Annotated in this window: 15 protein-coding genes and 1 pseudogene; 12 read left to right on the top strand and 4 right to left on the bottom strand. The window is 44.0% G+C overall.

The window, feature by feature from the left end; translation table 11 throughout:
• The 5 genes and pseudogenes from JWQ85_RS08950 to JWQ85_RS08930 form a co-directional block, all read left to right on the top strand.
• Positions 1-275 (top strand): annotated as a pseudogene (locus JWQ85_RS08950) (DUF475 domain-containing protein); the annotation flags it as partial.
• 3 nt (positions 276-278) lie between these two features.
• Positions 279-737, top strand: coding sequence for a phosphatidylglycerophosphatase A (locus JWQ85_RS08945; protein ID WP_299467074.1), 459 nt, complete (start codon positions 279-281; stop codon positions 735-737).
• Positions 738-801: 64 nt separating this feature from the next.
• On the top strand, positions 802-2,109 hold the full coding sequence (locus JWQ85_RS08940; RefSeq protein ID WP_299467072.1) for an ATP-binding protein: 1,308 nt from the start codon (positions 802-804) through the stop codon (positions 2,107-2,109).
• A gap of 66 nt (positions 2,110-2,175) precedes the next feature.
• Complete coding sequence (locus JWQ85_RS08935; protein ID WP_299467070.1) at positions 2,176-2,550, top strand: response regulator; 375 nt, start codon at positions 2,176-2,178, stop codon at positions 2,548-2,550.
• Positions 2,551-2,556: 6 nt separating this feature from the next.
• Positions 2,557-3,600, top strand: coding sequence for an adenylate/guanylate cyclase domain-containing protein (locus JWQ85_RS08930; RefSeq protein WP_299467068.1), 1,044 nt, complete (start codon positions 2,557-2,559; stop codon positions 3,598-3,600).
• A gap of 88 nt (positions 3,601-3,688) precedes the next feature.
• Here JWQ85_RS08930 and JWQ85_RS08925 read toward each other — a convergent pair whose 3' ends face one another.
• Both JWQ85_RS08925 and JWQ85_RS08920 read right to left on the bottom strand, forming a co-directional pair.
• The gene (locus JWQ85_RS08925) at positions 3,689-4,564 is read right to left on the bottom strand and encodes a YitT family protein (RefSeq protein ID WP_299467066.1); all 876 of its coding nucleotides are present in this window, start codon (positions 4,562-4,564) and stop codon (positions 3,689-3,691) included.
• Positions 4,561-5,148 (bottom strand): HD domain-containing protein, encoded by a 588-nt coding sequence (locus JWQ85_RS08920; protein WP_299467064.1) that lies wholly within the window; start codon positions 5,146-5,148, stop codon positions 4,561-4,563. Before JWQ85_RS08920 ends, JWQ85_RS08925 begins: the two co-directional genes overlap by 4 nt.
• 364 nt (positions 5,149-5,512) lie before the next feature.
• Between JWQ85_RS08920 and JWQ85_RS08915 the strand changes: the two genes are divergently transcribed.
• From JWQ85_RS08915 to JWQ85_RS08885, 7 genes are all read left to right on the top strand, one after another.
• On the top strand, positions 5,513-6,541 hold the full coding sequence (locus JWQ85_RS08915) for an LLM class flavin-dependent oxidoreductase (protein WP_299467062.1): 1,029 nt from the start codon (positions 5,513-5,515) through the stop codon (positions 6,539-6,541).
• A 158-nt stretch (positions 6,542-6,699) separates the two neighbouring features.
• Positions 6,700-8,070 (top strand): serine/threonine-protein kinase, encoded by a 1,371-nt coding sequence (locus JWQ85_RS08910; RefSeq protein ID WP_299467060.1) that lies wholly within the window; start codon positions 6,700-6,702, stop codon positions 8,068-8,070.
• Positions 8,071-8,152: 82 nt separating this feature from the next.
• Positions 8,153-9,097, top strand: coding sequence for a hypothetical protein (locus JWQ85_RS08905; RefSeq protein WP_299467058.1), 945 nt, complete (start codon positions 8,153-8,155; stop codon positions 9,095-9,097).
• Positions 9,098-9,194: 97 nt separating this feature from the next.
• Positions 9,195-10,664, top strand: a complete 1,470-nt coding sequence (locus JWQ85_RS08900; RefSeq protein WP_299467056.1) for a protein phosphatase 2C domain-containing protein — start codon at positions 9,195-9,197, stop codon at positions 10,662-10,664.
• Positions 10,654-14,721 (top strand): FtsW/RodA/SpoVE family cell cycle protein, encoded by a 4,068-nt coding sequence (locus tag JWQ85_RS08895; protein ID WP_299467054.1) that lies wholly within the window; start codon positions 10,654-10,656, stop codon positions 14,719-14,721. Before JWQ85_RS08900 ends, JWQ85_RS08895 begins: the two co-directional genes overlap by 11 nt.
• Before the next feature lie 60 nt (positions 14,722-14,781).
• Positions 14,782-15,573: an FHA domain-containing protein gene (locus tag JWQ85_RS08890; RefSeq protein WP_299467052.1), complete on the top strand. Its 792-nt coding sequence runs from the start codon at positions 14,782-14,784 to the stop codon at positions 15,571-15,573.
• The gene (locus tag JWQ85_RS08885) at positions 15,566-16,981 is read left to right on the top strand and encodes a serine/threonine-protein kinase (RefSeq protein ID WP_299467051.1); all 1,416 of its coding nucleotides are present in this window, start codon (positions 15,566-15,568) and stop codon (positions 16,979-16,981) included. Before JWQ85_RS08890 ends, JWQ85_RS08885 begins: the two co-directional genes overlap by 8 nt.
• Here JWQ85_RS08885 and JWQ85_RS08880 read toward each other — a convergent pair.
• Together JWQ85_RS08880 and JWQ85_RS08875 are read right to left on the bottom strand one after the other, a co-directional pair.
• A complete protein-coding gene (locus JWQ85_RS08880; RefSeq protein ID WP_299467049.1) occupies positions 16,978-18,120 on the bottom strand; it encodes a glycerate kinase in 1,143 nt (380 codons plus the stop codon). The genes JWQ85_RS08885 and JWQ85_RS08880 overlap by 4 nt on opposite strands.
• 1 nt (position 18,121) lies before the next feature.
• On the bottom strand, positions 18,122-18,828 hold a 707-nt coding region (locus JWQ85_RS08875), incomplete at its 5' end, for a GntP family permease (protein WP_299467047.1).

Raw genomic sequence — 18,828 nt, 5'->3', positions numbered from 1 at the left:
TGATGGAAAAATTCACTTTCCTGGAAACGATAGCCTTTGTGGTAATAGGTGTTTTGGGTATAAAATTAACAGCATCCTTATTTGTGCACTTTTACCCGGAAGCCCCGTTTTCAAAATTCATGGAGGGCGAGACCGCTGATATCGCGGTATCGGTATTTACAGTAGCGGTATTCATCCTTCCGGTGCTTACATCAATCCTCTTCAATTTCCCTAAAAAGAATATGATGAAACCCGAAGTGGCAGAAGCCGCTGAGGATGTTTTGGATAAAAGCTAAGCTATGCTGCAAATAAATAAACTTATAGCATCAATATTCGGAATAGGGTATGTAAAGGGTGGGGGTACACTGGCAGCCATAGTTACCTGTCCGTTCATATGGCTACTATGGCAGCAGCCTGCATTGCAAAACCCCTGGTACTTAGTTGGGGTTACGGTAATAGTTACCTTGTTAGGCATTTATGTTGGCGATAAGGTTGAACCTATTTGGGGTAAGGATAGTTACCGGGTAGTAATTGATGAAGTTGCCGGTATGCTGGTAACTATGCTGTTTATCCCCGCGCATTTATATTACCTGCTGATAGGCCTGGTGCTATTCCGCTTTTTTGATATAGTAAAACCGCTTGGCATTCGCCGTATGGAAGCTTTACCGGGCGGCACAGGTGTTATGATGGATGATGTGTTGGCGGGCGTATATGGCAATATTGTGTTGCAGGTGGTAGTACACTTTGTGAAGTTTTAAGCTATAGTTATTTCATCAGCCTAAATAATTACATTAGGCTTAAATTTAAACCGGAAGCGTATTTATGCATTTCTTTTCATTTTTAGCTGCTTTTTTGCTTGCCCTGCGTATAAGCCGGGCAATTAAATTTACCGCCCTACACCAAAAGTGGCGGATGATACTCAGAATTTCTGCGGGAGTACCTATACTGCTCTTTATTATTTTTAACGAACGCCTGAGTGATGATGGCGTATTAATAGTTGCAGGTATTTATCTGTTATTATTTATAGAGTATTTAAAAAAGCAAGAGGATTTTAAGTCGTTTACCGTACTGCTTAATGCACATTATCCGCTGGTTGCTGCGGGTATAATTAGTGGGATAGTTGGCGTTACATTCGATAGTTTTTATGAGAAGTGGGAAAGCTTTTTTGTATGTGCGCAGTTGGCGGCATTTAGCTGGATATTTCTTCGTTTATCTACTTCAAAAAAGCAACAGCAAGAGTTAAGGCGCATTAACGAGCGTAAAGATGAACTGGAGGCTATGGTAGCCGCACGCACCGCCGAAATTACCCAGCAAAAGAACGAATTGCAGGAAACGGTTAAAGAACTGCAGGCTACCCAGGCACAATTAATACAGCAGGAAAAGCTGGCATCGTTAGGTGAACTTACCGCAGGTATTGCCCACGAAATACAAAACCCGTTAAACTTTGTCAACAACTTCTCTGAAGTGAGCATGGAGCTGATAGAGGAAATGGAAGAAGAGATGGCCAAAGGCGATATGGAGGAAGCCAATGCCATTGCTGCGGATATTAAACAAAACCTGGAGAAAATACGCCACCACGGCAAACGTGCCGATGGTATTGTGAAAGGTATGCTGCAACACAGCCGTGCCAGCAGTAACATAAAAGAACCTACAAACCTGAACACCATCGCCGACGAATACTTCAGGCTGGCTTATCACGGCCTGCGCGCCAAAGACAAATCTTTTAATGCGGAACTGGTAGCAAATTTGGATCCTAACCTGCCACTCATAAATATTGTACCGCAGGATGTAGGCCGTGTGCTGCTAAATATGTTCACCAACGCTTTTTATGCTGTGCATCAAAAGCAAAAAACAGTAGGCGGCGATTTTAAACCACGGGTAGAAGTATCTACCAAGGTAATTGGTAAAGAGGTTGAAGTTATTGTAAGAGATAACGGCAGCGGTATCCCCGATGCTATTAAAGACAAGATAATGCAGCCCTTCTTTACGACTAAACCTGCCGGCGAAGGCACCGGATTAGGACTGTCGCTTAGCTATGACATTATTGTTAAAGCCCATAAAGGCCATATTAATATTGAAAGCAAAGAAGGCGAAGGCACAGCGTTTATTATTACCCTGCCGCTATCATAACTATATTGCCCTATTTGTTATTTACTCACTTATCATAAAATTGAATTATCTATCTTTAAACACCATATGAAAATATTAGTTGTGGACGACGAAGCAGACGTTCAGCCACTTTTTTTACAGCGATTTCGCAAAGAAATACGTAGCCATGAAGTAGAGTTTGATTTTGCCCAATCGGGCGAGGAAGCGCTGAATTACTTGAAAGAAAAGCATCAGGAAGTGGTGTTGATATTGTCTGATATTAATATGCCGGGCATGAGTGGGATAGAGTTGTTAACGCACATTCGCGAGGATTTTCCTACCCCGCCGCCACCTGTGGTAATGATGATAACCGCCTATGGCGATGCAGAGAACTATAAGCAGGCAATGGATAAAGGCGCAGATGATTTTTTAACTAAGCCGCTTGATTTTAATTTGTTAAAAGAGAAACTTAAAACATTATAGCGAACAATGGCTAAGATACTGGTAGTGGATGATGAAGCTGATCTGGAAGTGCTGGTAAAACAAAAGTTCCGCCGTAAGATCAGGGAAAACGAGTACGAGTTTATTTTTGCGCAGAACGGGGAAGAGGCTTTAGAAAGAATAAAGGAACACCCCGATCTGGATATTATACTATCGGACATAAACATGCCGATAATGGATGGCCTTACCCTGCTTACCCATTTGCCCGAGGCCAACCCTACTCTTAAAGCGGTGGTGGTATCTGCCTACGGCGATATGCAGAACATACGTACCGCCATGAACCGCGGAGCTTTCGACTTTATAATGAAGCCGGTTGATTTTGATGATCTGGATGTTACAATGCAAAAAACAATAACCTATGTAAGGCAATTGCAGGATACATTAAGGGCTATCAAAGAGAACAACATCCTTAAAATGTATGTGGACGAAAATGTGCTGAACTTTATGGCGCACAAGGAGTTTGAGGGCAGCTTAATGAAAAACGAGCTGCTGGAGGCCACTGTAATGTTTGTTGATGTTTGCGGCTTTACGGCTATTACAGAACACGTACCAGCCAATACAGTAGTAACCTTGCTGAATGGCTTATTTGATAAAATTGTAAAGGAAATTATAGCCCAGGGCGGCCACGTTGATAAGTTTATGGGCGATGCTATTATGGCTGTTTTTAGGGGAGAGTTTCACCTTGATCGGGCTATTGACGCGGCATTGGCTGTAAGGGAGCAACTATCAAACGAACCCGAGATACAGGCAGGTGATAAAACATTTAAACCTACTATTGCAGTAGGTATCAACTCCGGCGAAATGGTATCAGGCAATATTGGTTCCGTATCATTAAGGCGTTTAGATTATACCGTTATAGGCGATTCGGTGAACCTGGCGCAACGCTTGCAATCCATAGCCACAGGGGGGCAAATTATCATCACTGAAGATGTTTACCACAAGGCAAAAGAATCGTTCCAATGCAAGGAAAACGGCGAATTTACATTGAAGAATAAACTTAAACCCGTTGTTACCTACGAGGTAGTAGAGTAGAGACGCGATACTTCGCGTCTCACATATGCAAATCCGATATCGTCCAAAAAGACGCGAGGTATTACGTCTCTATATATTTCTAAACCCCTTAGTGCCTTGCCCGGCGTTTAAGTACACCACCCGCAGCCTCTTTAATAATGCTGGTAAAAATGAACGCGTTTGGGTCAATCTCATGTACCATGTTTCTTAGTCGCCTAAGTTCTAAACGGGTTACTACGGTAAACACAATATCAACAGGATGGCTTACGTCAAAACTTTCTTTCAGGAAACCGCGTTCGCCTTTGTAAACGGTTATACCGCGGCTTAGTTGCTTTACCAGCATTTCTTTTATCAGCGCGTTCTGTCCGGATATAATGGTTACGCCGGTATATTCCTCCAATCCCTCAATTACAAAATTGATGGTGCGCGATGCTGTGTAATAGGTAATGATAGAGTATAACGAGGTGATAAAGCCCACTTCTAAGGCAGCTATCAGGAAAATAACGATATTAATACCCAGTATAATTTCGCTGATGGTAAAGCTGATGCGTTTCCCTGTGTAAAGCGCCAACACCTCAATGCCATCCAGTGCACAACCGCCGCGTATAGCTAAACCGATACCGGTACCCATAAATACGCCGCCAAAAATTGATACAAGTAGTTTGTCTGATGTGATCTTATCCGGATAAGGCAGGTAAAGCAGGCACAGCGCCAAACCAATAATGGCCATCATGGTACGCAGGGCAAAGGTTTTATTTACCTGCAGGGCGCCCATAATAATGAATGGGATGTTGGCTATTATAATTACGTAGGCAATATTAAAATGATAAAGCTCATGTATCAGCAAGGAGATACCGGTTACCCCGCCATCAAAAAAGGCATTGGGTATCAGGAAACTTTTTAAGGCAAACCCGCAAAACAAGATGCCCGTGATGGTGTAAAATGTGTCTGTTATTATAGATCGTGCAGTAGGCGCTGTATTCATTTCGGCGATAGAAGTTTGTTTTGTAAATCTCTTAAATTTTCCTGTTTTTTCGGCGCCCTATTTTTCAACGATGTAGCTGTAAAATAACGATGATTTTGCAGGAAATTTATTTGCGTTTTATTCCAGTCTTCTGCGTTTTTTATACTGCCAAGCGCCTGCATTTCCAGATATAGTTTATTCCCGGTAGTTGTAAAATCATTTCGGCCCAGGTAATCCAGATCGGCATCACAAATTATTTCTTCGGATAGGGTTGCAGGTTGTTGCGGCAGCTGTGTAGCCATGATCAGCTTGCATATTTTTTCAACATCTATGTCAGCATAGCCAAATTGCGGTAAAGCCTCGCGAGCAATATTACACGATGCCAGCTCATGCTCGTTAATTTGTTGCAGATATCCGCAGTCGTGATAAAGGGCTGCTACAAGTAACAGTTTGGTGTCTTCTGCAGTAATAGTTTCCTGTTTGGCTATAGCTTCTGCCGAGCGATAAACATCAAGGGTATGATCTATATTGTGGTAATGGAACTGCGCGGGCAATTCGTCCCGCAGCCTTGCCAATATATATTTACCCTCCGGACTATCATTCATATTCTAAAACCTCGTTCTGTTGCGCTAAGATATTAATTTGAGGGAATAGTTAACAAGGTTCTTTTAGCTTCGGGAGTCAAATAACCCGCTATCCGTTGGCTAAAGCCAACGGCAATGATTTTATACGGATATCATTGCCGTCCCTTTCAAGTTACGGAATTAGAAAAAATGAATAAAGGCTTCAGCCGAAAACTGCAATTTGCTTATCAAAACGAATCATTAGCTCTCCCTTTTGTCACCGCTAACTGATTAGTGTGAATGCAAAGTCATATAACATATCTGTAGCTGCAACAGCACCGGTTTAGCACTAATTTTGGATAACATCTGCTTCAAAGAGGTGTTATTATCCAACAGTATTATTACCATGAGCGTAAAGAAATTATCAGATATAAAATATTCCGTATTAGACCTTGCTACCGTTGTTGAGGGCAGCACCCCGGCCGATAGCTTTAAAAAAAGCATGGATGTGGCACAACTGGCCGAGAAGGTAGGCTATACCCGTTACTGGTTTGCCGAACATCACAACATGATGAATGTAGCCAGTTCTGCAACATCTGTACTAATAGGCTACATAGCTGGCGGTACTTCCAAGATCAGGGTCGGGTCGGGCGGTATTATGCTGCCAAACCATTCGCCTTTAATTGTAGCCGAGCAGTTTGGTACATTGGCGTCGCTTTATCCCGGTAGGATAGACCTTGGTTTAGGCCGTGCCCCGGGTACCGACCAAACTACAGCTTTAGCTATCCGTGGCGAAAATTTTAACGCGGCGCATAATTTCCCCCGGGATATTGTGAAACTGCAAACCTATTTTTCTAACGATAACGCGGGTAGTAAGGTAAGGGCTATTCCCGGCGAGGGATTGGATATACCCATTTGGGTGCTGGGTTCCAGTACCGATAGTGCTAAGGTTGCAGCAGCATTTGGTTTGCCTTATGCTTTTGCCAGCCACTTTGCACCAACATATTTTATGGAAGCCATCCAAATTTACCGCGATAACTTTAAACCGTCAGAACAATTGCAGAAGCCCTATGTAATGGCTTGTGTAAACGTGGTAGCTGCCGATACGGATGGCGAGGCCGAACGATTGGCTACATCAGTAAAGCAGTTTTTTATGGGCGTAGTTACCGGTAAAAGGCAATTGCTGCCGCCGCCAGTTAAAAGTATGGATAGCATCTGGAATGTTTTTGAAGAAGAAGCCGTAATGCAAATGCTGGCCTATTCATTTATTGGCGGCCCCGAAAAAATTAAGAGTGAACTGAGCTCGTTCATAGAACAAACCGGTATAGACGAGGTAATGGCCACCTCACATATCTTTGATCATCAGTCAAGAATGTACTCTTATAAAGTTTTTGCAGATGTATTAAGGAGTTCGGCATATGCACCATTAGTTTAAACAGATCAAATATATAATAGCCCGCCATTATACAAATGGCGGGCTATTTTGTGGATATACCTTAAAATCTTAATAAAAACTTACAACAAAGTGCATGTATTAAATGTACTTTAGTCTGTAAAATGTTGTTTATATAAAAAAAGCAAGCTGATCTGCCAATGAGTAAAGTATTTACAATAACAGAGGGACTTGAAAACCTGGGCGCCATGAGCACCGGTGGACAAGGCTCCGTATATAAAGGCAGGCGCATGGGGCCTGTGTTAACAGCAATAAAATTATTACCAACACCCATCCATACCGAAAGCGAGGATGATAAGAACTTTCGTAACTTCCGTAACGAGGTAACCAAGCTGCAAAAAGTAAATGAGCAGCCAAACCCCAATGTGGTAAAAATATTAAGCTCGGGCATTACCGATAGCGGCTCCTTCCCATATATCGAAATGGAATACATTGAAGGCCCGGACCTTTGCGAACTGCTGCAGCCACCGTACGAAAAGATCTTTATGCTGAAGGAGGTTATCCGCGTGGCCGATCAATTGGCAAGTGCCCTGGCTCATTGCCATAACGTGGGTGTAAAACATGGCGACGTTAAAAGCAATAACGTAAAGTATAATATCCATACGGGCAATTATGTACTGTTAGATTTTGGGCTGGCTATAATGTCCGAAGAGCAGCGCCGTACCAGTATCCGCCATGCGGGGGCAATAGAATTTATGGCGCCCGAACAGCACGAAGGCAAAATGCTAATGGAAACGGATATTTACAGTTATGGCATTATCATATATGAACTGCTTACCGGCGAGGTGCCTTTCCCGCTGCACGGTGGTGGCGATGCCGGCCGTAACTCGGTGATGCTTGCCCATATAGAATCGCCGGTGCCCGATCTGCTTAAAGCAAGAAGGAACGCACTGCCGGATACCTGGGATGATGAAAAGAAAGCACGGGAAATGCAAGTGCCGCAATGGGTGCTTAAACTAATTGGAAAATGCCTGCAAAAAGCACCGAAAGACAGGTTTAGTGATGGTATAAAACTGCATGATGCCATTGTGAATGGCAGTATAACCGCATCAGATAGTTTTGATATTACCGGTGGCTTAAGCAACGCCGCCCTGCGAAGCGAGAACGAACGCCTGCATAATCAGCTGATGCAATATCAGCAAGCCGGCCCGCCACCAAAGGTTGTGGCGGAGCCAATTGAGGATGAGGGAAGGGTATCGTTGTCAAAACCTTATTACTATACGGTAATGACTTTGCTGGTATTGTTTATGGGGTTTTCGGTTTATTCTACTTTCTTAAAAAAACAGGGTAACCCAAACCAGTTAAGCCAGGATTCGTTACAAAATAAAGCGGATACAGGTACAGGTCAGTTAAAATATGGTTCAAGGTTTCCCACAGATAGCGCAGGCGAACAGGATACAATACCTGTTAAAAAGGATACAATGGTTAAGAAACCGGAAGTAATTCCGCAGAACTCAACACCGGATACCACCCAAAAAATAGAGCTTGACACAACGGCTAAGCCCGAATAATTATATAGTAAACAAATAATAACAAATTTGCAATAAGTAATGTTCAGTACACATAATTAAAGCATTTTTTGAAGATACATAAATGGCATCAACACTAAACTTTTGGCAGCGAATAGGTATACAGGATTGGTTTTTAACCAACGAAAGCACCGAGAAGGCAAAAGCGAAAGCACTTACCCCCGATACGGTTTACAGCTACATTGTCGAAAAATTTGAGGGCTCGATACGGGACCTTTCATTTGCTGACAGGGTGGTATTTTATCATGAGTTCATCATCAGTTTTAATGCCGATGATTACAAGGAGTTTGTTGCCGATAAACAAGGCATTTTTGGGCTGATAGTGCAGGAAACTGTTGCCAAGTTCTACGAGATTCTGAAAGAATACCGTGCATTGGGTAAAACCGTAAAACCGTCGGGTTCTAAATGGGTTTTCAGGCTGGTATCGCATCCGGATTATGCACGGGGTGATAAAGGTTTCATCGGTAAATTATTACCCGATAATAACCAGAAGGAACAAAACCTGCGGGTAACATTTATTCCGCGCCAAACGGGTATAGCCCAAACATTTGATGTAAGCCAGGAAGCTCTAAAAGGCTTTACCTATTACAGTGAAGGTTATTTTGAGATCCCCTACGAAGAGGAACTGGAGCCCGAAGAAAAACTGGCCGCCAAAGTGCAAAACAACATTGCCCGTTTAGAAACCATTATTCCCGATCAGCAGTTTGCAGGTAAAAAGGTGGAGTATTTGATGAAAGACGAAGAGATTATTATATCGGGGAGTGAAGAAACCCGCGAGGATTCAAATATATTCACTATCCCGTCTGACTGGGTGAACGCGCCACACCTGCAAATACGTTATAACAAAGCCGACAGTAAATTTTACCTGGCGGCATTTGGTGAGATAACCACATTAAATGAAGTTATCGTAGAACGCAGCGATATTAACTCGCCCAAATGGGTAGAGCTGCCGGTAAACTCGCGCATGTTACTTAATGGCATTATTGGTTTAAACCTGTTTAAAGCGTAAATAACAATGTCACAAATATTATCAATAGGCTTATTAGTAATTGGTTTTTGCCTGCTGGCAACCCATTTTATTGACATTAAAAAATCCGGTAAACGCAATGGCTGAAAATTATTTTGGATTAACCGATACCGGGAGGGTACGTACCAATAACGAGGATACCTTTATTACCCAAAAGGTAATGGGTGACCGCATGTTGCTGGCTGCTGTAATTGATGGGGTAGGTGGCTATAACGGCGGCGAGGTAGCGGCGGCAATAGCAAAAGATGTTTTTATTGGCCGCTTACACGGGCTGCAGGGCGAGATAATCCCCGGTATGATAGATGCCTTTAAGTTGGCCAGTAAACAGATCTCTGATAAAAAGTTGGAAGATAAAGAACTGGAAAGCATGGCCTGTGTAGCTACCATGGCTTTGGTTGATGTGGAAAATAACCAGTTCTTTTATGCCCACGTAGGCGATACCCGTTTGTATTTGCTGCGCGACAGTTCGTTGGTGAAGATCTCTAAAGACCACTCCTTTGTAGGTTTTCTGGAAGATAGCGGCAGGCTCACGGAAACCGCTGCCATGAACCACCCCAAACGTAACGAGATAAACAAAGCGCTTGGCTTTACCAGCCAGATTGATACCGACGAGAGCTTTATTGAAACAGGGCAGTCGCCATTTTTACCGGGTGATATGTTGCTGCTTTGCAGCGATGGCCTTACCGATCTGGTTGATAAGAACGGCATACTGGATATCATCACTCAAAATACTTCACTACAAGAAAAAGCCACACAGCTAATAGCCGCTGCCAATGATAACGGTGGCCGCGATAATGTGACTGTTGTGCTGGTTCAGAACGATAAGCCACAACAACGGCCGCAAGCTACCATGCCGACATCATCATCCATCAAAAAAAGTGATGAGGAGAGAGATGGCGTAACATCGGCCCGAGGGCAACAACATTTAGAACCTGTAATTAAAGTGAAAACACCTATGGGCCCCAATAAAAATCTTGGCTTAACACTTATACTGGGCTTTTTATGCCTGGTGTTTTTGGCCTCAACTATTTGGTTATATGTTACAAAACAAAAGGAAGCTACGCTTGAACAAACTGGCCCGATTGTACAAAAACTGCGCAATGCCGATGAGGTAAAACTACAGGATGCCATAGATGCTTTTAAGGGCGATACATTGGTATTGTCTGATACATCGTTTAAACAGCCCGTTATAATTACTGATACCTTGCACATCGATCAGGATTCGTTATACATTAAGGTAACAGGCAGCATTGTTTTACAAAGGGATACCGCTTATAAAGGCCCGGCTTTGTCTATCTCTCCAAACAACAAAATAGTTGTATTGGAAAACTTTAAGTTTAACGATTTTGATATAGCAGTTGATCTGTATAATAGCGGGTTCTATCTGCATAATACACAGTTTATCAACTGCAGGTTACCTATCCAAAGGAAATACAATTTGCCGGGTACAAAATATATAACGGCTGATTTTCCGTCGGATAAGATCACTGTTTCGGACACCCAAATAAAAGCGCCAACCAAAACCATTGTAAAGCCAAATGGAAGATAAAATAGAGACGGTTACCCGATGGAAGGAGCGGATCTTCCTGTTATTGATAAGCGTTCTGTTCGTTTTTTTATTCTTTAGGTTATACTCGGTTTTGCAGCTGCGTTTTACTGATGTAGATAAGCGCCTGCAAGATGGCACCATGATCAACCTGAACGCCAAAGACCCCGCCGGCCAGTTAAAAGAGCTGCTTACCCGAGGCTATTACTTTGACGATAAGCGCGATATTAACCTGATAACGGCAACCGTAGCCAGCAATATTGGTACGGGGCAAAAAATTGATAACATAGGAGAACTGAACAAACGTAAATATTTTATCATAGCCGATGAGGCTTTTGAGAAGGGCGGCGAATCGTTCAAAAGCAGGGTTAGTGCATCCCGCTCTTTATTAGGTTATACCGGCGAGGATTCTGTGCTGTTTGTGAGTGAAAGAAGCAGTCCGGCTAAGGTGCCTTCGGTAACTGATCTGGCAATGGGCCAGCATAGCATTAGTGGTGTTATCACAAATAAAAAACAACCTGTAGCTGGCGTACTGGTGCGCCTTGATATGATATTGCCGCAGGATAGCATCTACAACGATGAAGAACTGGACGAAGTTAAACCGGTTACTGAAAATGGCAGCGGCTTTAAAAAAGTGTATTTGCCCGATAGTGCCGGCAAACGCCGTTTACAGCAATTAACCGCTTACGCACGCACCAATGAGCAAGGCGTTGCGGAATTTAAAAATCTGCCCGAAGGCAAAGCATTCAAGCTACTACCTTTACAACCCGGCTACCAATTCGGAACATCGCAGGGGGTACAAAACTTAGATGATGATGAAAGCCTTACGTTTAGCCAATCGCCTCATACCATCAGGTTGTTCTCTACAAAAGATTTTAATATCCTTAAGAAGGAAAAATCCCTTATCATTCGTACCCCACAGGAGTTTAACGATTGGTTCTGGATTATATCCGGCAGTTTTATCGCGGCGTTTTTGTTTGTGCATTTATTGCTGTCGTGGAAGTTTAGCACCTCCGATCAGTTAATATTACCGGTGGTAATGATATTGACAGGGTTATCGTTTTTAACCTTATTGAGTTTACAAGATCCGCTTCGCGATAGATTTTTAGCGAAGGATATGCTGGTGTATTTGGGCATTGGCTTAGTCGCCCTGCTGGTAATGCTGCAATTTAACCTGCGCCGCTTTACACCCGATTCGTGGATCTACCGTATGCTGGTATTTAAGCATAACCGCAATGCCTCAAACGGCTGGCCCTGGGTGGTACTGGCAGCAACGCTATTGGCCATGACCATTAAATTTGGTACCGGTCCCGAAGGTAGCGGGGTAAAGGTGAACCTGTTTGGTTTTCAGCCCAGCGAGATCGTAAAATATTTAATCATTCTTTTCCTTGCGGGATTTTTTGCCGCTAACGAGAAACTGATAAGCGAATATACGAGTTGGAGTAAACGCTGGTCGTTCTTCTCTTTCGCGTTGATCGCAATTTTAGTGACCTTATTACTATTCCTGTTACTGGGCGATCTGGGGCCGGCAATGGTCGTTTGTTTTACCTTTATTGTACTGTTTTCGTTCTCCCGTGGCGATTTTATGTTTATGGCGGGGGCGGTAGTGCTATACGTTATCGTATCGTGGGTAGTGAAGAACGTTTGGTTATCGGCATTAATAACAGCCGCTATCGCTGCCTTGTTTATGCTGTTTAAACGCAGGCAACTGAGCGAATCAGCAATGATGGTGCTCATTATTATGGCAGCGTTTTTAACCATCGACCAGATCCCGTATTTAGGTAAACTGTTCCCCGGCCCGGTTCAACGATTGGTAGACCGTAAAGCCATTTGGCAGGATGCATGGAATAATGAAGTTTATGGCGGCGACCAGGTTGCCAACGGCCTTTGGGCCATGAGCAGCGGTGGTGTAAGCGGCCAGGGTGTAGGCGAAGGCTTTGCCAAAACCATTCCCGAAGCGCATACCGATATGATATTGCCATCAATGGGTGAAGAATTTGGGTGGACGGGTATCGTCTGTATCTTCCTGTTGTTTCTGGTTTACCTGCACCGTTCTATTTTGATAGGGCGGCGAACGGGGACACCATTCCTGTTCTATTTATGCGCGGGGATAGGGGTATCTACCTTTGTGCAGTTCCTGCTCATAGCGGGTGGTTCAACCGGTGCATTACCACTTTCGGGCGTATCTTTGCCGTTTCAAAGCTATGGTGGTTCATCATTGGTGGCCAACTTGCTGGCGTCGGGGTTTTTACTGTCTGCATCTTTGGTAAGGGGCACACCTGTACAAATGAATTATATATCGCGCCAGCAGGATAAAAACCTGGTACCTGCGCTGATAGCCGCTTTTGTGGGGGTTACGCTATTAACCGTCAATGTTTCCCGTTACCTGTTCAATAACAAAAAGTGGGTAGTACAACCCGCCCTGGTGGCCGATAAAAGCGGCGCGCGTATGTTTAGCTATAACCCACGCATAGCCATATTAATGAACAGGCTGGAAGCGGGTAATATTTATGACCGCGATGGGGTATTACTGGCAACCAGTAACCCAGAATTAATAAAGAAACAGCATAGAAAATTAGTTATTGCCGGGGCACAGGGTTACAATATTGATTCGGCTATGCACAAGCGCTTAGACAGATACTATCCGTTTGAAGAACAAATGTTTTTTTGGACGGGTGATGCCAATAGTGGTGTTTTTAACGGTAGCCCCAACGGATACTTTGCCGAGTACGAGCACGCTGCCGAACTGCGCGGCTTTAAAATGCCGACCACTAATTACAATGTTACCGCCAACCGCTACCAGGAGGACAGATTTTTAGCCCGTGGTGTAAAGGAAATGACGGTAGTGAAGAAAGATTATAGTGAAATATCGCCTTTGCTAATTGCCGGTATCAACAGTAAAGAAGTAGCAGCTTTTAAAAACCGTAACCGGGATGTGCGGCTGACCATGGATGCAGGACTGCAAACCAGTATCCAAAACTCAATTGCAAGCGATACTGCCTTACTGGACAACCGTGTTTCGGTTGTAGTGATGGAAGCCAATACCGGCGATGTACTGACTTCGGCTGTTTATCCATTGCCGCCTGTGCACAACTGGGAAAAGCTTACCATGAGCTACTATGAACAGAATCAACTGGCTAACTGGACTACCACGCAGGATCTGGGTTTTACACTGGCAACACAACCGGGTTCAACAGCCAAACTTGTTACCACTATGGCATCGTTCAATAAACTGGGCCTGGCGGCTGCCGATAAAAAGTATAACGTGGCGAGTTATGAGCGCATCCGTACCAAAGGTATAGAGCCCGATGAAACCGGCTTGATAACCCTGGAACGTGCGGTTGCCAAATCAAATAACGTATACTTTATTAAACTGGCTAACCAGGAGCATCTGCAGGAAGATATGGCTACCGTTTACCTTAAAACAGGCATGTTTTTGCATGGTGTAGGTGGTTATTATTATGGCCGCGATAAGTTAAGTGCCGATCAGGAAGAAAAATGGCGTAAGCTCTGGCGAAAAACTGAGTTTAACACCAAGCCGAGGTACGACCCTAATAACATTCGCCGTACACGTGCCAAAGGTATATCGGGTATGGCATGGGGGCAGGGCGAGCTGATCGCTACCCCGGCATCGGTAGCAAGGCTGGCATCATCAATTGCCAATGGCGGTGTATTACATCAAAACCGGTACGTGCTAAAAGTGAGCGATTCGGTGACTTCGGTTAAACCGGGTACTAAAATAGCCAATGATCCTAAATATGCCGGGCTTATCAGGCAATATATGATAGAGCAAAGCGCGCCGAAGGAATATACCTTAGGCATCGCGGTAGCAGGAAAAACCGGTACACCCGAACGGATCTGGAAGAAACAGCAGATAAACGATGGGTGGTATGTTTTTTTCGCGCCAAAGGCAAATGGTACCGGCAATATGGTGGTTTGTATAAGAGTAGAGTCGACAAAGGGCTCATCTGATGCGGTGAAACTGGCCGGAAAGCATGTAATTCCGTTCCTGCGCGAAAAAGGTTATATTAAAAGCATCAAAGAGCAAACAAGTGAATAAGGCTTGGGTTTAGCATAATATATAATTGATTTTTGGGTTCAATAATACTACGGTAGTAATATGTTTAATTTGTTTAAAGGTGATAAGGAAGATCGACCGGTTGATGTAAAAGGCATCCGTTATGAGTTGTTGCAATTTATAAAACAGGAGCTGCAAAAAGCCGAAGGCGGTGAGGGGGGGAATATAAAAGGATTAAATCTTTACATCAACTGTCCGTCTTCTGAATGCGCTGTTTACGAGGCTGCTGTTTATATTGATGAACCCGAAGTTTTTAAAGACGAGGTGCAACGTATTGCCGATGACTACGCCGTAAACCTGCCCGAAAGCTGGCTGATGGACGTGGTGCTGAACGAGGAATTTCCGCCGGAGGCAGTTAAATCGAATAAATTGGATGCCGCGTTCTTTATTAAAACCAGCAAGAATTTTATTAAGCAAACCGCGTCAGCCTATCTTAGGGCTTTGAGTGGAGATACCGATAAAAAGGAATACAACATCACATCAGATGGTGGTAAGGTCCATATAGGCAGGGATAAAAAGGCGCAGGGCGATGATGGTTTTTTCCGCACTAACCATATCGCTTTTCCTTCAGATAGCGAGAACGATAGTAATAAATATGTGAGCCGCCAGCATGCCCATATCGAGTGGAATAATGATGCAGGGCGTTTCATGATCTTTGCTGATGAAGGCGGTATACCGCCCAGGAATAAGATAAAGATCCGTTCAGAGAAAAGTGAAGATATTATTAAACTGAGTTCTATCCATATAGGCCACCAACTACAGGAGGGTGATCAAATTATCTTGGGCGAATCGGCAGTTTTAGAGTTTAGTTACCAACCCGCAATACATGAGTAAAGTTTTTACGATAACAGAAGGTTTAGAGAACCTGGGCGCGCTGCGAACGGGCGGGCAGGGTTCGGTATATAAAGGTCGCCGTATGGGGCCTGTGATTACGGCGGTAAAACTTTTACCAACACCCATCCATTCTGAAAGTGAGGATGATAAGAATTTCCGCAACTTTAGTAATGAGGTAGCCAAACTGCAAAAGGTTAATGAAGAACCTAACCCCAACGTTGTAAAAATACTCAGCTCGGGTATTACCGAGAGTGGCTCGCTTCCATATATCGAGATGGAGTACATTGAAGGCCCTGACCTTAGCGAACTGCTGCAACCTCCTCACGAAAAGATCTTCATGCTAAAAGAGGTTATCCGCGTGGCCGACCAGTTGGCGGGTGCTTTGGCGCATTGTCATAAAATAGGCGTTAAGCATGGCGATATAAAAAGTAATAATGTAAAATACAACGTCCACACAGGCAATTATGTATTGCTTGATTTTGGACTGGCGGTAATGACCGAAGAGGAGCGCCGCAGCAGCATACGCCATGCCGGGGCAATAGAGTTTATGGCGCCAGAGCAACATGACGGTGCCATGCTTTTGCAGACAGATGTTTACAGCTATGGCATTATTTTATATGAACTATTGACCGGCCAGGTGCCTTTCCCGCTAACAGGTAACGGCGAAACTGGCCGAAATGCTATTATGCTGGCCCACATGGAAGCGCCTGTTCCGGATCTTCGCGAAGCAAGAAAAAAGAACCTGCCTGATAGCTGGACTACCCTGAAGCAAACGCAGGAAATGCAGGTGCCTCAATGGCTTTTAGATGTAATAGAAAAGTGCCTGCAAAAATCGCCCGATGCACGCTTTAAAAACGGCGTAGAACTACACGATGCGATAATAAATGGCAGCCTTGCCGCTGATGGTAGACTGAGCACCACCGCTATACAGGCAGAGAACGAACGCTTGCAGCACATGGTAGCGCATTACCAGCAGGATGAGGTGGAGAAGGATAAACAGTTATCCTCTCTTAAACTTTTAGCAGACCAGGCAGGTATCCGTTTCAACAATGATAAGGGTACTTACGAGCGCGATAAGTCAAAAATGTTATTATCAAGAGGCGCGTTTGGCATGGTGTTAACACTGGGCGGTATCTTTATGGCTTTATTCTTCTATTCGGCCTTTTTAAATAAGGATGATGTGACCGGGAACGTTATACCGGTATATGTAGATGCCCGTGATTATCTGAAACCTCCATTTATGGCAAGGGCTTATAATTACGACAGTGTTATGAGAGCAAATAACCGTAAATTAATGGCCGTACGTAAGGCTGCCGCAAACAAGGCAATAAAGGCTACTATAGATTCGGCAATTAAAAAAGCCACGCCCGATAAGAAGAAACACAAGAAATTCCTGGGGATATTTTAAACAGAGGGTTTACCGATAGCCAACATATCACCAATGCCTTTTGCAGTGCGGATGAGGTTTTCTTCCGTACGAGCCAATGCTGTTTCGATATCAGAGGGTTCGTTGCCAATGGCCATCAGTACATTAAAGTACTCATTAAGCTTTTGGTTGTTTGCTGCGGGAATTTTCCCTGCCAGGCCAATAATAGGGATGCCTTTTGCTTTTGCCCTGCTGGCCGCTCCGAACGGGCCTTTGCCATTTAAGGTTTGCTCGTCAATACTGCCTTCTCCTGTAATAAGCAGGTCGCTTTTTTGAAGGGATTGGTCAAAGTTGGTTAGTTGTAATAGGTAATCAATGCCATTTACAAGACTGGCATTGATATGGGCATATAAACCCGCGGCTGCACCACCTGCAGTGCCACCATACTTTGCAGTAGCCATGTTTTTGCCAAATTGTTGCAGGGTAACATCGTTAAACTTTGCCAGTGCGGTATCCAGTTTCTTTACGGCATTTGCATCGGCACCTTTCTGCGGGCCAAATACCGCTGCCGATCCGTTATCGCCCAATAACATATTGTCCACATCACAAAGCACAATTACTTCGCAGTTCAATATTCTTGGGTCGATGCCGGAGTGATCAATGCTTTTTAGCTCTATCAGGCTTTCGGGCAGGTTGTTAAGCTCTCTGCTATCGCCCGCTAAAAACTTAATATCCAAAGCGCTTAAAATGCCTGTAGCCCCATCAACAGTAGCAGAACCACCCATGGCTATCAGGATTTTATTTACACCCAATTCCAGCGCCTTTTTTACCATTTCCCCTGTGCCGTAAGATGATGCACGCAAAGGGTTTAGTTCGTCGGCTTTCAATAACCTTAGTCCCGAAGCATCTGCCATTTCTATGACCGCGGTTTTACCATCTTCAATCAACCCAAAGGACGCGGTGATAATTCTGCCCAATGGGTCGTGTACTTGCATGCTTACCAGTTTACCTTGCAGTTGCTGTATGATGATAGCTGCTGTTCCGTCGCCGCCATCGGCTATAGGGAAACATTGGGTTGTGCAATTCAGGTTGCTTTGCTGTAAGCCTTTTTCAATAGCCAAAGCAGCTACACCGGCAGTTAAACTATTTTTGAAAGCATTTGGGGCTATAAGAATGTGCATGTTACAATATAAAAGAAAGCAAATAAACAATTATAAACGAGGTTACGCCCATGCAAATAGTAGCTACCGAATATACCTTTAGCATGGTATTCATCTCCAGACCCGAGAATTTGGCAATCACCCAAAAGTAGGCATCGTTAGCATGCGATATCATCATAGAACCTGCACCCATAGCCAACACACAAAGCAAATGCCCTTTCTCATTATCCAGGCCAAGTGAAGGCAGTAGGGGCAATACAATAGATGCTGCCGTAATAATAGCTACTGTTGACGAGCCCTGCGCAGTTTTTAAAACAAAAGTTATCAAAAACGGGAATAAGATACCCATACTGGCCAGCGGCAAAGCATCGCTTAAATGGTTGCCAATTTTGGTAGCTGCCAGTACCGCCCCAAAAGCGCCGCCGGCCCCAATAATAACTAAAATGCTGCCTGCCTTTTCCGCGCCTTCCTGGAGTAATTTGCTAATGGTTTCTTTATTCCAGCTACGCAGGCAATTAAAGGCAAGCAATACGCCAATGGCTAAGGCGATTATCGGGTCGCCAAGGGAATTGAAGATAGTTATGAATGGGTTTACTGTGGTATGCTCTACCGAAAAAAAGGATTTGATAGCTATTAAAAATATAGGTACAGCCACCGGCAAAAAAGCTTTTAAGGTAGATGGTAGTTGTGTGTTTTCAACGATGATCTGTTCATCATCAGCAATAACAA

Origin of the sequence: Mucilaginibacter sp. (assembly GCF_028288105.1) — a bacterium.
Taxonomy (GTDB): domain Bacteria; phylum Bacteroidota; class Bacteroidia; order Sphingobacteriales; family Sphingobacteriaceae; genus Mucilaginibacter.
The sequence above is the reverse complement of the archived record's forward strand: the minus strand, read 5'-3'. Positions and strand labels throughout refer to the sequence as shown.

Bases quoted from the DNA above. Each gene is read 5' to 3' on its own strand.
- JWQ85_RS08945 (WP_299467074.1), top strand. From the start codon at position 279: ATGCTGCAAATAAATAAACTTATAGCATCAATATTCGGAATAGGGTAT.
- JWQ85_RS08940 (WP_299467072.1), top strand. From the start codon at position 802: ATGCATTTCTTTTCATTTTTAGCTGCTTTTTTGCTTGCCCTGCGTATA.
- JWQ85_RS08935 (WP_299467070.1), top strand. From the start codon at position 2,176: ATGAAAATATTAGTTGTGGACGACGAAGCAGACGTTCAGCCACTTTTT.
- JWQ85_RS08930 (WP_299467068.1), top strand. From the start codon at position 2,557: ATGGCTAAGATACTGGTAGTGGATGATGAAGCTGATCTGGAAGTGCTG.
- JWQ85_RS08925 (WP_299467066.1), bottom strand. From the start codon at position 4,564: ATGAATACAGCGCCTACTGCACGATCTATAATAACAGACACATTTTAC.
- JWQ85_RS08920 (WP_299467064.1), bottom strand. From the start codon at position 5,148: ATGAATGATAGTCCGGAGGGTAAATATATATTGGCAAGGCTGCGGGAC.
- JWQ85_RS08915 (WP_299467062.1), top strand. From the start codon at position 5,513: ATGAGCGTAAAGAAATTATCAGATATAAAATATTCCGTATTAGACCTT.
- JWQ85_RS08910 (WP_299467060.1), top strand. From the start codon at position 6,700: ATGAGTAAAGTATTTACAATAACAGAGGGACTTGAAAACCTGGGCGCC.
- JWQ85_RS08905 (WP_299467058.1), top strand. From the start codon at position 8,153: ATGGCATCAACACTAAACTTTTGGCAGCGAATAGGTATACAGGATTGG.
- JWQ85_RS08900 (WP_299467056.1), top strand. From the start codon at position 9,195: ATGGCTGAAAATTATTTTGGATTAACCGATACCGGGAGGGTACGTACC.
- JWQ85_RS08895 (WP_299467054.1), top strand. From the start codon at position 10,654: ATGGAAGATAAAATAGAGACGGTTACCCGATGGAAGGAGCGGATCTTC.
- JWQ85_RS08890 (WP_299467052.1), top strand. From the start codon at position 14,782: ATGTTTAATTTGTTTAAAGGTGATAAGGAAGATCGACCGGTTGATGTA.
- JWQ85_RS08885 (WP_299467051.1), top strand. From the start codon at position 15,566: ATGAGTAAAGTTTTTACGATAACAGAAGGTTTAGAGAACCTGGGCGCG.
- JWQ85_RS08880 (WP_299467049.1), bottom strand. From the start codon at position 18,120: ATGCACATTCTTATAGCCCCAAATGCTTTCAAAAATAGTTTAACTGCC.